Consider the following 14,589-nt stretch of genomic DNA (forward strand, 5'->3'; position numbering starts at 1 on the left):
ATCGTTAAAGACTTTTCGGGTAACACAGATAATATTTGATGACGGTCTTGGACAGCGCCTCAATATTTAACTGATCGCTTGCTTTGGCGACATCAATCATTTTACCATTCTTCTTTAGAAGATGAATCGCGTTGTGATCCATACGATAAGCCAGATTTGAAATTTCCCCTTGAAAGACAAAATAGGACGCTTCGGCTTCGGAAAGATGGTCCCGCTGCATCAACGCCCGTTTTTTAGAGTGCATTCGCGCCACGGTAACCGGATTTTTTTTCAGTTTTACCTTCAGTAAATCTCTATTCAATAGCATTTTGGCAATTGTTCTAAGCACTGTATCTTCTGCCGACACCCACATTTTAATGGCGGAAACGATATCGTAATCATCCAATTTTGAAAATTGTTCTAACACTTCCGAAGAAAAAGTACGCTTCGTAATGGTGGTCGTTAAAAAGAACTGTAAGGCCGGAGTAGCCGGAAGTGTAGCGCCAGCCTGAGTTACCTCCTTCGCTCTTTTTAGCAGGCGAAGCAACAATTGTTCTGCCACCAGACTGGTTTTGTGCAAGTACACCTGCCAGTACATGAGTCGGCGTGCCACAATAAATTTCTCCACAGAATAGATCCCCTTCTCCTCTACCACTAAAGTATCGTCATGCACATTGAGCATGGTGATGAGGCGTTCGGTATTGACGGCCCCTTCGGAAACACCCGTATAAAAACTATCTCGGCGCAAATAATCCAGACGATCCATATCCAATTGTCCGGACACCAGCTGATGCATGAACTTTCGAGGGTAACGGTTGGTAAAAATAGCAATGGCCGTATCGAGCGCCCCGTTACATTCCTCATTTAATTTTTTCATAAAGGCCAGAGAGAGGTATTCGTGATCTACATCTTCTACTATGCTGTGTTCCATAGCGTGTGAAAATGGACCATGACCGATATCATGTAGCAAAATAGCGACGAGTAGTGCCTCGTGTTCCGCTTCAGAAATTTGGATTCCTTTGGTTCGCAGCGCATAGACCGCCTTCTGCATGAGAAACATAGCGCCCAAGGCATGTTGAAACCTTGTATGGTGGGCTCCTGGATACACGATATACGACATTCCCATTTGGGAAATACGACGCAGACGTTGAAAATACCGATGTTCGATAAGTTGAAAGAGGAGTTCGCCCGGGAGCGTGATAAATCCGTATATCGGATCGTTGATGATTTTCAGTTTGTTTGTGGGCTTCAAACTTTAACGATTAATTATGACAACAAAGTCGTTCTGCGGATACTTCAGAATTAAATTTGAAGTTATCGTAATAGGTAGAACTGAAACAAAGATACATATATGAGTGATATAAAAGTATTATGGGTGGACGATGAAATCGATTTGTTGAAGCCTCACATATTATTTCTAGAAAACAAAAATTACAAGGTTACCACGGCCCAAAGTGGTACCGAAGCCTTAGAGGAAATAAAAAAAGACGCGTTCGACATCGTTTTCCTTGACGAAAACATGCCTGGACTGACAGGTTTGGAGACCCTTTCTGAAATTAAAGAGCAGCAGGCTTCGCTTCCCGTGGTAATGATCACGAAAAGTGAGGAAGAGTATATTATGGAGGAAGCGATAGGTTCGAAGATTGCCGATTATCTGATCAAGCCCGTAAATCCCAATCAGATATTGTTGAGTTTAAAAAAGAACTTAGACCACTCACGCTTAGTTTCAGAAAAAACCACCTCAAATTATCAGCAAGAGTTTCGGAAGATCGCGATGGATATGTCGATGATCAATACCTATGAAGGCTGGGTAGAGTTATATCAAAAATTGGTGTACTGGGAGTTAGAATTAGAAGCTATTGAGGACACGGGAATGTTCGAGATCCTGGAGTCTCAAAAAACAGAAGCCAACACGCAGTTTTGCAAGTTTATCGATAAGGAATATCCGAAATGGTTTGATGACGCCGATGCGCCTACAATGTCTCATACGCTGTTCAGGGAAAAGGTAGCGCCAGAATTAAAAACGGGTCAACCCACCTTGCTCGTAGTTATTGACAACTTGCGTTATGACCAATGGAAGGCTTTTGAACCGTTTGTCTCGAATGCCTATAAAAAAATTAAAGAAGAAATGTTTTGCAGCATTCTTCCTACCGCCACACAATATGCTCGTAATGCCATATTTTCGGGCCTGATGCCTAGTGACATGGAGAAATTACATCCAGATTTGTGGTTAAATGATACCGATGAAGGCGGAAAAAACATGAATGAAGAAGCGTTTTTAGCGGCGCAATTAAAACGTTTGGGAATGCAGTTAGAATGGAGCTATCACAAAATCTCTAGTTTAAAACAAGGAAAAAGGTTGGTTGATAATTTCAAACAGCACAAGGAAGAAGACCTCACGGTAGTAGTTTATAATTTTGTAGATATGCTTTCCCATTCCAAAACTGAAATGGAGGTTATCAAAGAGTTGGCGTCAACCGATAAATCGTATCGCTCCTTAACACAGAGTTGGTTCAAGAACTCACCCCTGATGGAAATCGTTCAACAGGCGGCTCATTTAGGGTTTAAGTTGATCATTACGACCGACCACGGGACCATCAATGTAAAGAATCCTTCAAAAGTGATTGGCGACAAGAATACAAGTCTTAATTTAAGATATAAGACTGGTAAAAGTCTTACCTACGAAGACAAAGATGTGTTAGCCGCCAAACAACCTAAATCGATTCACCTTCCATCGATAAACATGAGTAGTTCATTCATTTTTGCGAAGGGAGATCTATTTTTTGCATATCCAAACAACTATAATCATTATGTAAGCTACTACAGAAATACCTATCAACACGGAGGAGTATCTTTAGAAGAAATGATCATTCCTTTTGCAGTATTAGATCCAAAATAAACATTATGTAAGATTTTTCTTCATTTTATGTAGTTCATCGAATTTTTTAACCCCTAGTCGTATTTTTTTTATATTTGCTGACGTCTGAATGTATGGAAAGAACCTTTACTGTAAACGAAGTTCCCGAAATAGCGCAAGAATTATTAGCGAATACGGCAACGAGGTGCTTCTTTTTTTATGGTGAAATGGGTGTGGGAAAAACCACTCTTATAAAGCAAATGATTAGGCTGCTGGGAGTACAAGACACGGTAAGCAGTCCGACCTACTCCATCATCAATGAATACAGGATTGGTGAAGAGGTCATTAATCATTTCGATTTTTATCGCATTCAGTCCGTAGAAGAAGTTCTTGATATGGGAATAGAAGAGTATTTTGAGTCTGACAACTGGCTATTTTTAGAATGGCCTGAAAAAATAAAGTCGATTTTGCCTGACAGCGGCATTGAGATTCATCTACATAAGAAAAATGAGACAATACGAACGTTAAAAACAACGCCCGTGAAATAAATAATTTCGCTTCAATATTTTGATTTACTGATAGTTAACGCGCTTTCAGCGAATTTTAAACTAGGCGTCTGAGAACTCAAAATTTCAGAAAAGAATAACCTAATAAAATACGCTGAAACTAATTGTAATACTTGTTTTTTTTCGTGATAGGTTTGTAGTATAAACCTCACAAAAAACTAGTATTATGAAAGTTAAAAACTACCTTTTTATCGTCGCAATTTTTGGAGCCACTTTATTTGTTTCTTGCACTCCAGAAAGTATTGAAGATGACCAAACCGAACAGCAAATCGACAAAGCAGACATCATCGTCCCTAGTAAGGGGTAGTGTTATAGCTTTAGTTATTGCTCTAACACCATATTTATTTTATACCTATGAAAGTTTCCCACAAACTAAAGTGTGGGAAACTTTCTTATTCACCTACGAATCTAATTGGTATCAAAAAGTTCATGTTTCGGTATGGACTATGATGGGTAAGTTCATTCCTCTTCTTTTACTTTTCCTTTGGTTTTTTACTTGCAAGCATTGGTGGTTTCATGTTATATTAATTCCCATCGGCATGTTTACATTTCAACTAATTAGTGTGATCAATGATGACGTCTCATTTGTTGACGAGGTTGAAATCTGGTGGTTGCTACCAATCATGCTTACCGTGGTTCCATTCGTTTACTTAATTAGAGCAAAGCTTTTTGCTAAAATTAGAGGTACTGATTTAAAAGACTTTGAAAAGGAGCTACAGCAAAAAAGATCTTTCTGGGAACAATTAAAAGATCTGTTTCGCTAAGTATCGTTGCGGTACAATTTTAATTATGTACTTTAGTTCTTCAGTGCATCGATATGTCAAAACCAACATCTCCCTTTAGCAAAGCAGAGTTAATTCCTCAAGAGGAAATGCTAGAAGTGAGTCGGCGAAAAGGCGACCTTCATATTGGCATCCCCACCGAAAACCATTTTCAGGAAAAAAGAATATGCCTAACCCCCGATGCCGTTGCCGCCATAGTAGCGAACGGTCATAAAATACTTATCGAAAAAGGCGCTGGTATTCAAGCAGGGTTTACCGATCAAGATTACAGCGAAGCGGGTGCTCATCTTACCGATGATAAGAAGAAGGTCTTTGGATGTCCACTTCTTCTAAAAGTGGAACCTCCTACCCCTGATGAACTTAAATTAATTAACCCAAAAACGGTTCTTGTTTCTGCCCTGCAGTTAAAAACTCAAGATGAGCACTACTTTGAAACGCTGGCCAAAAAGAAAATAACTGCCCTGGCTTTCGAGTTTATGAAGGAGGCTGATGGCAGCTATCCCGTCGTCAATGCGCTTAGTGAGATAGCAGGAACGGCTTCAATCTTGATTGCATCCGAATTGATGGTGAATGCACCCAAAGGAAATGGTTTATTATTTGGTAACATCAGTGGGGTACCTCCTGTGGAAGTGGTAGTTATTGGTGCCGGTACTGTAGGTCAATATGCTATTCGTGCCGCGCTTGGGCTGGGCGCCAACGTAAAAGTGTTTGATAGTTCTATTGCCAAACTAAGAAGAGTTCAAACCAAAATTGGTCGCCCGATAGCTACTTCCACGATTCAACCAAAAAATCTTCTTAAAGCGCTCCGCCGATGTGATGTTGCTATTGGTGCGGTTCGGGGAAAAAATCGGGCTCCCGTGATCGTAACGAACGAAATGGTCGAGAAAATGAAACGAGGAGCGGTCATTATTGATGTGAGTATTGATATGGGGGGCTGTTTTGAAACTACGGAAATGACCACGCACGACAAGCCCACGGAAATTAAAAATGGTGTTATCCACTATGGAGTGCCTAATATTCCGGCGCGTTATCCCAAAACCGCCTCAGTGTCGCTCAGTAATATCCTAACTCCCTACCTTTTGGAGATGGCGGAGTGTGGCGGACTCGAAGAGTCGATCCGTTTTGACCCGGGATTGAGAAATGGAATTTATTGTTATCGCGGAATTCTAACACAAAAAGCCATAGCTGATTGGTTCGACATGAACTACAGTGACATCAACCTTCTGATCTTTTAGATAACGCTTGTTTACAACGTTAAACGCTGTATCTTCGCACCATGAAATTAATTCATCGTTTGGGCTATTATATGGGAGGGTTTGTCATAGGAATTCTCTTACTATTCTTCTTCCTAGGGGGAAAACGAGCATCCTGTGATTATGGCCCGAATGCCAGAACGCTCAAAAACATACGCTCAAAGTCCAGAGTTTATTCAGAACAGGCCTTGCAGGATGCAAGAAATTTACGGATAGATACGCATCTAATTGAAAAAGTGTTGCAGTCTGGGGATGTCTTATTTTCAGAAAGCATTACAAATCGAGACTCTTGCAATATTTATCTCGTACAGTATCGAATATCTTCGGAACGCGGCGTCATTTTTAAAATTGAAAACTGCTCCAAAGCTGCCCACATTTTACACGTTAAGAAGGACCATAACTAGTTATGATTTCTTTTTTCTATTTTTCTAATAAAATAGGACGGATAGATGCCATTAATCTTATAAAACGCTTTCGAAAATGACTCGGCACTGGAGTATCCACATTCTTGAGCAATGGCCTTGATGGTATATTTTCTAAATTTTGTATCCTCGACAATGCGCTTGGTTGCATAGGATATTCGCAAATCGTGTAAATATTGTGAAAAGTTTTTTTCTTTTTTCAGATTAATTACTCGAGATAGATAATTCGAGTTAGTGTCAAAGTTTTTTGCCAATCTATTTAATGTTAATTTCGTATTTAAATACCCCCTTTCCCCTTCAAACCTTTTTAAGCTTTCTAAGATGCTTGTTATATTCTCTTCAGAAATATTCTTTATTGAAACACTTTTCCTTTCATCTCGAATGGATTTAAAAAGCTTCGTAAATCGACGCTTATAAGTCATTCGGAGTTGGTAATAATAAAGAAGAATCAAAACTAACATTATAGTTAGGCTGACTAGGATTAATTGATTCCTTGTGATAATCTCATTCAATGACTCAATCTGACTCTCCTTCTCTTCAATTCTATCTGGAGTTCTTATTTTAATCTGGTGCTCCCTTTCAAAAAACTTATAATTTATTTTAAAAATACTGTCTATTAAGATCAACTTTTGATAGTATTTTATACGTGCTTGACTGTCTAATAATTCTTCCATCTTAGCTAAATTGGAATAAAGATCTCTATGATAGGGGTCAATCATTAGGTTATTTTTTTGCACCAATGAATCTGCAATTACGAAGTGGTAAAGAGCTTTTGAGTTATAACCTAAATTATCGCTTGCAACCCCTAAATAATAGTGAATATCAAACTGGAGTGGCACACTAAATGTGGACACAGATTGTAAAACTTCATTTGATTTTTCATATAATGACGAATAACATTTCCGCTTTCTCAATAGTTCTAACTCAATCCAAAGTGATCTTTCTAAATAATAGTTTAAGTAAGTCCCATTATATTCAAGTAATAATTCATTTAATTTTTGAAAATATTCTTCAGTCTTTTGAAATTCATTCAGGTTCAGATAACAATAAGCGTAAGTAAAGACTGAGTTAATCTGTTCAGTCAAAAGTATCTCGGGAGCCTTTTCAATCACCTCATTGCGAATAGAATTCTTAATTTTTTCTAATGCTTCTTCTTCAAAAATGAGTTCATGCCTTTTAGTTTGAAGTTGCAAAGCTTCATTCTTATCCCCCCATGTAGATTTTATGATTATTAGTTGGTGAAGAGCATAGATATAGTGTGAAAAATTATCATTTAATTTAGCATCTTCGTAAAGATTGAATAGATTGTTTGAGGCATTAATTAAATCGTTTAGAGCAAGGTATTCATAACTTTTAATCATATACCCCAACGCCGGATACGTCTTGTGCTGTAAATTCTTAGTTAAGAATATGATACTATCTGCGAAAGCAATATTTTTCTCATGATGAAATATTCGGGCCAAACGGTCGTAACCTCTGGCCATCTTTATCGTATCGCCTGCACGTCGCGCGCGCTCTAAGTAAGTTCTTGCGATTTGTTCTTGTTGGATGGAATCCCCGTGAAAAGTGTTAAATAATTCAAGCAGCTCTTCATCTTCCAGCATACTTAGCCGTGTCGAAAAAGAATTCTGCGCCATGCAACATGGCAACATAAAGAAAAGGATACACTGTAAAATAAACTTCATCTCCCCATGAAATTTAATGGTTACACCGAAAGGTATTTAAAAAAATATAGTTCCTCGATTAAATAGCTCCGGTTTACTCGAAATTCAAGAATTTACGGTCGAAATTTTTGAAACCCGCGAGCACTGGCTTGCAGCACTTACAATTTTATTTCACCTTTGAAACAGTAGACCTTGATAAGCCCGGATCTTTTTTAATAACTGGGGAGTTGTTCGGATTACGGGCTTATCTTTTTACTTTAAACCTCTTCGCTTCTTTTCTTTTTGTAGTAATCCTAATTCTCTACTCGTCTGTCCTGCAACGGACGTATTCTCTTCGGCACGACGAATCAAATACGGCATAACGTCCTTGACCGGTCCAAAGGGAATGTACTTACACACATTATATCCCAAAGCTGCCAGATTATAAGATATATGGTCACTCATCCCGTACAGTTGTCCAAACCAAATGCGAGCTTCGTTATTTGGCAGTTGATGTTCTTGCATATGTAATAACGCTTTGTAACAACTATTCTCATTGTGCGTTCCCAAAAATAAATGGACGGTATCTAAATGTGCTAATATGTAGGAGATAGCTTTGTCGTATAGTGTATCTGTGGCTAACTTATTTTCACAAATGGGGGACTCATATCCCTTTTCAGCTGCGCGTTCACGTTCCTTTTCCATGTAGGCTCCTCGAACTACTTTAAAACCTAGCTTATAACCATTCTCTACTGCTCTCTCATGGCACGCCACCAAATACTCGTAACGGTCCGATCGATAACATTGTAAGGTATTATACACCACTACCTTATCACGGTTATATTTTTTCATCATCTGCTCGCAAAGCTTGTCAGCCGCAGCTTGCATCCAACTTTCTTCAGCGTCTATCAATAATGAAATACTGCATTCACTCGCTACGCTGCAAATTTGATCATAACGGTTGACAATAGCCTCCCACTCTGCTTCTTCTCGATCACTTAATTTTTCATCTGCAGATTTTTTTCTCCATATTTCGAAACGCCCTAAACCCGTGGGCTTAAAGACCGAAAAAGGCATAGAACGGTTATCCTTGGCGAAACGCGTTAAGAAAATCACTTTCTCCATCGTCGCGTCAAACTGAGCCTGAGTATCCTTCCCTTCTACCGAAAAATCCAAAACGGAATACACTCCGGCCGATTTCAGTGCTTCCACGGTAGGCATGCAATCCTGCTCGTTAATACCCCCGCAAAAATGATCGAACACGGTAGAGCGTACTAATCCCTCTACCGGAAGTCGCGCATGTAACGCAAACTTGGTGACAGCAGCCCCTATTTTTACCAGTGGCTCCATGGAAATCATTTTAAACAGGAAGTAGGCGCGCTCCAATTCTGAATCGGACTTAAGGGCGAAGGCGGTTTCCGTATTGTCGAAGAGTGATTTTGATATCATTTACACAAGTTATTCTGAACAAATATAACTAGATTTGACACGCTTTGTAACGTACATTTTAAAGAAAAATGCAAAAGATTTCTAAAGAAAATGGGAGTGTTTTTTGTGGAAAAGAAGCTTGGGCAACATTTAATTCCAAATTAAGTGAGTTAGACCCTAGTAAGGTATTTGTTATCACGGATACGCACACAAAGCAACATTGCACCTCAAATTTTCAAAAAAACTATTCTTATTCTATAACCCCTTGTTTCCTAGAGATGCCTGCGGGAGAATCCAATAAAACTATTGAACAGTGCATTCCCCTCTGGGAATCATTGTCGGAATTGGGCGCCGATAGACACTCTGTGTGTATTAACCTTGGAGGAGGCGTTGTAACCGATCTAGGCGGGTTCGTAGCCAGTACCTTTAAACGTGGCATTGCTTTTATCAATATCCCTACCTCCCTACTCGCTATGGTAGATGCCGCTGTGGGCGGAAAAAACGGTGTGGATCTCGGCTATCTCAAAAATCAGGTGGGTGTCATTCGTGACCCGTTGTTCACATTAGTTGATATTGAATTCCTCACTACCCTACCCGAACAAGAGCTGATTTCAGGCTATGCGGAAGTTTTAAAGCATGGCCTTATTCATTCCAAAGAATATTGGGAAGAAGCGATTGAAATCGACTTTTCGAATGAGGTCCTGATGGAACGCCTGGTGTGGGGGTCCATTAAGATAAAAAATCAAGTCGTTACCAAAGACCCGCTGGAAAAGGGACTTCGGAAAACATTGAATTTTGGACATACCTTAGGCCATGCCATTGAATCGTTTTGTCTGCAGCACGAGGGTCGGAAAGCATTACTTCATGGAGAAGCCGTCGCCATAGGTATTATTTTAGCCTGCTATTTATCCGCAGAACGGCATCAGTACCCGAAATCGCTATTGAGAGAAGTTTGTGAGACCATTCAGAAACACTTTGCCACACCAACCTTCTCGAAGAGCGAAATCCAGGAAATTATCGACCTGCTAGCGTTTGATAAAAAGAACGATAGAGGAAACGTATGTTTTGTTTTTCTGAGTGATTTTGGGAATCACATCATAGATTGTAAAGTTCCTACGGAAGAAATATGGAACGCCTTTGAATTTTACAATAAATTAAAATCATAACCCTTGGTGACTGATTTTTTTTATTAGATTTACCCCATAACCTAGCCAACATACTTATGAAACGTATCATAGTCGACTACAAAAAATTAACTCCAGAGATTTTAAGTCTTTTGGTCGAAAAATATCCCGATGGATATGATGATGATCACATCATCGTATTTAAAAATGCCAAAAATGAAACGGTCGAAGCTGTCGAAGTTCGCACCGAAGACACAGTGTATCTGGTAAAGGTTAGCTCTCGATTAGAATCTACCATGGCTAACTTTGATGAGGATGATTACGATAGCGACGATTATAATGAGCCTATCAGTGATATCATGGACAAAGACGACCTTGATACAGATGACGAAGATCTCGATACTCTTGACGACGACCTGGATGACGGTGATGATGCTGAGGAAGAGGAAGACGAATAAAAAAAAAGCGGTGATTAAATCACCGCTTTTTTCTGCTCTTTATTCTTTATTAGGCATGTTGCAATTCATGCTTTCCTTCTTTTACCTCTTCTACCACTTTTGCATTAAAGGCCGGAAGGTCTTTCGGATTTCTACTCGTCACAAACCCTTCGTCTACCACCACTTCTTCATCGGTCCATTCCGCTCCAGCATTAATCAAGTCGTCTTTAATAGAGGCGAAAGAGGTCAATCTTCTACCTTTAACAACGTCTGCCGAAATTAGAATTTGGGGTGCATGGCATATCGCAGCAACCGGTTTCTTTTCTTTAAAGAAATCGCGAACGAAGGTCAATGCCTCATCATTGCGACGTAGTTTATCAGGATTGATTACTCCCCCTGGTAGCACAAGCGCGTTGTAGTCGCTTGATGTTACTTCGGAAAGCGTCTTATCGACCTTGTATTCATTACTCCAATTTCCGTTGTCCCAAGCACGAATGGCTCCGGAGGCCTCACTTACGATTTCTACCTCAAACCCTTCCGCTTCCATAGCGTCTTTAGGAGATTTTAATTCTGATTCTTCAAATCCGTTGGTTGCCAAAATGGCTACTCGCTTTTTCATAATTTTTCTTTTTATTCGTAATTAATTCAACACTAAAATACTAGTAAACACAGGCGTTCACAAGGAATCGTTCCTAAGGTTTTACTAATCTTTGTTAAGAAAAAAGAAAGGTGCTGTCGCTTGCTATAAATAGCGTTCGTGAATAACCTTCAAGTGCGACAATTCGTGACCTGAAATTAAATATCCCGCTGCACGGACAGATAAGGGGGCTCCACTTGCCTGACCCAACTGTTGTAATTGATCTTGAGAAAAGGAAGTAAAAAGTCGGGTTGTTTCTGCTCTCACTCCTTCATATTCGGAAAGCAGTGAGGCCGTGGTGCGCGCTTCCACGTTACTATGCGTAACAAAAGTATCCTGATCGAATCCTGGTAAGGGAGTAGCAGGATCTCGTGAAATCCAAAAGGCCCGAAAGGCAAATACGCGTTCGGTTTCAATGAGATGCATCATCATCTCTTTTAAAGACCACTTCCCGACCGCGTACCGATGTTCCCATTCTTCAGCAGTGAGCGAAGCAAATAGCGAGTATATTTTATCCCTACTCTGTTCCAACTCAAACACAATCGTTCCTGCGCCCGTTAACTCAAAATAAGATTGATAAAATGCCCCATATTCGTTAGAAGAGACTTGATTTTTTCTCATACGCCTAACCGAGTTATTATTTGAAATCATTAAAAATGGAATGCATCAAGCGCTTTTTGTCATTAATGCTCTCTTCCAATGAAATCATGGTTTCTGTACGGGTAACTCCCTCAATATCATCAATCAAGTAGATAATATCCTTGGCGTGACTGGTATCTCTTGCGCGAATTTTGCAATAGACATTAAATTTTCCAGTGGTGACATGCGCTACCGTAACAAAAGGTATTTCATTGATTCGCTCCAACACGAATTGTGTTTGAGAGGTTTTATTTAAAAAGATCCCTACATAAGCGATAAAGGAGTATCCCAGCTTTTTATAGTCCAGTGTTAGCGAAGAGCCGGTAATAATTCCTGCCTCTTCCATTTTTTTTACACGAACATGCACAGTTCCTGCGGAAATTCCTAAGCGTTTTGCAATATCAGTAAAGGGAGTTCGTGTATTCTCTATCAACATATCGAGAATCTGATGATCTGTATCGTCTAACTTAAACTTTGCCATAACATGAAATTATTCGATACAAAAATAATTAGTTTGTTTAAATCAATAAGTTAAAATGATAAAAAATCTTCAATAGAACCTCCATTTTTATAGGTTAACGTTACGATTTCTTCATTAACGAAAACGTTTTCGTGAGAATTTATCAATATCTGCTGACCCGCTATATCAATTTCTTTATGCCCTATTAATGGCAAGTCAGGTCCTAAAGCATCCAAATACGGCACCCAGCGTAACGTCTCTTGATGCAATTCTTCTTTATATTGAATCGCCAGGGAAATCGGGCGCTCATTATTTGAAACCAACGCGTTGCGCAACACCACATCTCTATACATTTTATTATTTTCCGGAATATCGAAATAGGCTCGATAGTCAAGATTAGTTGTAACAGAAATCTGAAACAAGGCCAGAAACGCGAAGAATACATATTTACGGGTTTCTTCTCGCTGGTAGTCGTTAGGATAATGCCCAGCTTCAAAGAGGATCGTAGGAACGCCTAGCCGCTGAAACGTATCCCCCACACAATATTCGTTAAAGGTATCATCATAGCGCCCAATATGTCCTGCCAGGCCTTCAGATAGTGTAGCAGCAATGGTCGCGATGTATTGCATAGATTGTTTCCTAGACGCAGTGAGCGACCTTTTTTTATTTGCGGCTGGCGCCAGAAAAGACAGCGTAGCCGATTTTGGCCCCGGTAGCCCATAGATGGTACGTTGATCGTGAAGGTTTAAACACAAATCAGGTTTAAATCGCTCGAAAACCGATCGTAACACCTGGCTTTCAGGCTGTGAACGTTTCTTAGCGTCTCTATTCAAATCTATTTGATTCGCGTTCTCACGTGTATATGTTTCAGCCCCATCTGGATTTAACATGGGCAACACGAGTAAGGTATTTTTTTCTAAGAACGAATCAACTGCTGCTTTTAAATTGCCCGGCGAGTCCAGAAAAGCAAAGAGATCGAAGAGTGCTTTCGTTGTGGTCGATTCATTTCCGTGCATTTGAGACCAGGCTAAAATCTTATTTGGACCGCTTCCCCAACGTACACTATACAAATTGGCTCCCAATACGGAATGTCCCTCGACCGTCATGGCACAAGTTGCTGACAGTTTTTCTAAGATAGGAAAGAGGTCAGATAGGGTAATATATCGCCCCGATAAAGAGTTGTTTTTAATGGTGTCGTAAAGATGCTGTAGTTTCATATGGTAGTAACTGTTTACAAAGTTAAACAAGTCAATGTTTACAAATGTACACACACAAATTGTAAAGTATTGGTGCTTGATGTAAACAAGCGAAAAGACTGACGCTGCGAAAACGTTCTATTCAATACATATATCATATATATTATTATTTTTCAGTTAGTTAAATTATCTTAATTAAAGCTTTAATTTTAATAAAAGTAGGGCGTTTTTAGGTTTATTTGTGGGTGTTTTCAATTTATGTTACATTTGTAATGCCCTTATCAAGCAATGTTGTGTTACAATGGTAAACAGTAAAGAATTTGCGAGTCGGATTGAAAAAATACTAGAGTTTTACGGACTTTCAGCAACCGCATTTAGTGATGCGATCGACTTCAATCGTTCCACCATATCTCATATTCTCTCAGGAAGAAATAAGCCTAGTTTAGATTTTGTGATGAAGGTGGTTCAGGAGTTTCCCGAAGTGGAATTGTATTGGCTTCTGAAAGGAAAAGGTACTTTCCCTCCTTCTGAAATGACAGCTACCCCTTCTCAACCTGAAACCAATTCAGAAACAAACCCTCCGGATGCCGCTACAACTAACGCTCCTCTTTCGGAGATCGTTAACTCCGCAACAACTGCTGATGCCCCCGCTGCTACTTCCGAAGCCATCGAAAGAATTGTAGTCTTCTATAAAAACGGCCAATTTAAATCCTACCACCCCTAGCGTATTCCTCAATTTTTTCGACCTTTGAAAAAAAAATCGACCATGCCGCGCTGGTTCCTCTTGCTTACGTTCGCCTTATGTATCGGTTGTTATCAGCCTGAACGCGATTGCAATTCCTTTCGAACAGGCACCTTCGAGTTCAAAGCAATGGTGGGCACCACTCTCGAAACAACCCGATTTGTTCGAAACGACTCCCTGGAAATCGATTACTTCCGTGGTAGCGCAGACACGTCGAGCATCCGCTGGATCAATTCATGCGAATACATCGTTACCAAATTGCATCCAAAAGGTCGTTCCGAAGAAAAAGCGATCCACATGAAGATTCTCACTACCGATGGGGACACCTATCAATTTGAATACAATATTGTTGGTGAGGATCGAAAGGAAAAAGGCATTGCTACCAAAATAAGTGCTAAGGAACTTTACCAATAACTTAGTACCT

16 protein-coding genes are annotated in these 14,589 nt (G+C 39.8%); 9 read left to right on the plus strand and 7 right to left on the minus strand.

Annotated features, from left to right (window positions below):
* Positions 1-4: 4 nt before the first annotated feature.
* Positions 5-1,231 carry an HD domain-containing protein gene (locus PO830_RS00675; protein ID WP_272851602.1) on the minus strand — a complete coding sequence of 409 codons (1,227 nt, stop codon included), beginning with the start codon at positions 1,229-1,231 and terminating at the stop codon, positions 5-7.
* 99 nt (positions 1,232-1,330) lie between these two features.
* Between PO830_RS00675 and porX the strand changes: the two genes are divergently transcribed.
* From porX to PO830_RS00700, 5 genes are all read left to right on the plus strand, one after another.
* Positions 1,331-2,878, plus strand: coding sequence for a T9SS response regulator signal transducer PorX (gene porX, locus PO830_RS00680; RefSeq protein WP_272851603.1), 1,548 nt, complete (start codon positions 1,331-1,333; stop codon positions 2,876-2,878).
* 92 nt (positions 2,879-2,970) lie between these two features.
* Positions 2,971-3,384, plus strand: coding sequence for a tRNA (adenosine(37)-N6)-threonylcarbamoyltransferase complex ATPase subunit type 1 TsaE (gene tsaE, locus PO830_RS00685; RefSeq protein WP_272851604.1), 414 nt, complete (start codon positions 2,971-2,973; stop codon positions 3,382-3,384).
* A gap of 266 nt (positions 3,385-3,650) precedes the next feature.
* Positions 3,651-4,166, plus strand: coding sequence for a hypothetical protein (locus PO830_RS00690; RefSeq protein ID WP_272851605.1), 516 nt, complete (start codon positions 3,651-3,653; stop codon positions 4,164-4,166).
* Between the two features lie 53 nt (positions 4,167-4,219).
* On the plus strand, positions 4,220-5,419 hold the full coding sequence (locus tag PO830_RS00695; protein ID WP_272851606.1) for an alanine dehydrogenase: 1,200 nt from the start codon (positions 4,220-4,222) through the stop codon (positions 5,417-5,419).
* A 41-nt stretch (positions 5,420-5,460) separates the two neighbouring features.
* Positions 5,461-5,841 (plus strand): hypothetical protein, encoded by a 381-nt coding sequence (locus PO830_RS00700; RefSeq protein WP_272851607.1) that lies wholly within the window; start codon positions 5,461-5,463, stop codon positions 5,839-5,841.
* Here the strand turns inward: PO830_RS00700 and PO830_RS00705 are convergent.
* Both PO830_RS00705 and PO830_RS00710 read right to left on the minus strand, forming a co-directional pair.
* Entirely contained in the window at positions 5,838-7,544 is a 1,707-nt protein-coding gene (locus PO830_RS00705) for a helix-turn-helix domain-containing protein (RefSeq protein WP_272851608.1), read from the minus strand. The two genes, PO830_RS00700 and PO830_RS00705, sit on opposite strands and share 4 nt — an antisense overlap.
* 231 nt (positions 7,545-7,775) lie before the next feature.
* On the minus strand, positions 7,776-8,951 hold the full coding sequence (locus PO830_RS00710) for a proline dehydrogenase family protein (protein WP_272851609.1): 1,176 nt from the start codon (positions 8,949-8,951) through the stop codon (positions 7,776-7,778).
* A gap of 68 nt (positions 8,952-9,019) precedes the next feature.
* On the opposite strand from PO830_RS00710, the gene aroB reads away from it, so the two are divergent.
* Complete coding sequence (aroB, locus tag PO830_RS00715; protein ID WP_272851610.1) at positions 9,020-10,096, plus strand: 3-dehydroquinate synthase; 1,077 nt, start codon at positions 9,020-9,022, stop codon at positions 10,094-10,096.
* 56 nt (positions 10,097-10,152) lie between these two features.
* Positions 10,153-10,512, plus strand: a complete 360-nt coding sequence (locus PO830_RS00720; RefSeq protein ID WP_272851611.1) for a hypothetical protein — start codon at positions 10,153-10,155, stop codon at positions 10,510-10,512.
* A gap of 49 nt (positions 10,513-10,561) precedes the next feature.
* Here PO830_RS00720 and PO830_RS00725 read toward each other — a convergent pair whose 3' ends face one another.
* The 4 genes from PO830_RS00725 to PO830_RS00740 form a co-directional block, all read right to left on the minus strand.
* The gene (locus PO830_RS00725) at positions 10,562-11,110 is read right to left on the minus strand and encodes a type 1 glutamine amidotransferase domain-containing protein (protein WP_272851612.1); all 549 of its coding nucleotides are present in this window, start codon (positions 11,108-11,110) and stop codon (positions 10,562-10,564) included.
* A gap of 123 nt (positions 11,111-11,233) precedes the next feature.
* Entirely contained in the window at positions 11,234-11,749 is a 516-nt protein-coding gene (locus PO830_RS00730) for a DinB family protein (RefSeq protein ID WP_272851613.1), read from the minus strand.
* A 16-nt stretch (positions 11,750-11,765) separates the two neighbouring features.
* Positions 11,766-12,248, minus strand: a complete 483-nt coding sequence (locus PO830_RS00735) for an Lrp/AsnC family transcriptional regulator (protein ID WP_272851614.1) — start codon at positions 12,246-12,248, stop codon at positions 11,766-11,768.
* A 50-nt stretch (positions 12,249-12,298) separates the two neighbouring features.
* Positions 12,299-13,444: a M14 family zinc carboxypeptidase gene (locus PO830_RS00740; RefSeq protein ID WP_272851615.1), complete on the minus strand. Its 1,146-nt coding sequence runs from the start codon at positions 13,442-13,444 to the stop codon at positions 12,299-12,301.
* A gap of 280 nt (positions 13,445-13,724) precedes the next feature.
* Here PO830_RS00740 and PO830_RS00745 point away from each other — a divergent pair, with 280 nt between their 5' ends.
* Together PO830_RS00745 and PO830_RS00750 are read left to right on the plus strand one after the other, a co-directional pair.
* The gene (locus PO830_RS00745; protein ID WP_272851616.1) at positions 13,725-14,147 is read left to right on the plus strand and encodes a helix-turn-helix domain-containing protein; all 423 of its coding nucleotides are present in this window, start codon (positions 13,725-13,727) and stop codon (positions 14,145-14,147) included.
* Positions 14,148-14,189: 42 nt separating this feature from the next.
* Positions 14,190-14,579 (plus strand): DNA topoisomerase IV, encoded by a 390-nt coding sequence (locus PO830_RS00750; protein WP_272851617.1) that lies wholly within the window; start codon positions 14,190-14,192, stop codon positions 14,577-14,579.
* The last annotated feature ends 10 nt before the right edge of the window (positions 14,580-14,589 follow it).

Origin of the sequence: Altibacter sp. HG106 (assembly GCF_028561755.1) — a bacterium.
Classification (GTDB): domain Bacteria; phylum Bacteroidota; class Bacteroidia; order Flavobacteriales; family Flavobacteriaceae; genus DFVG01.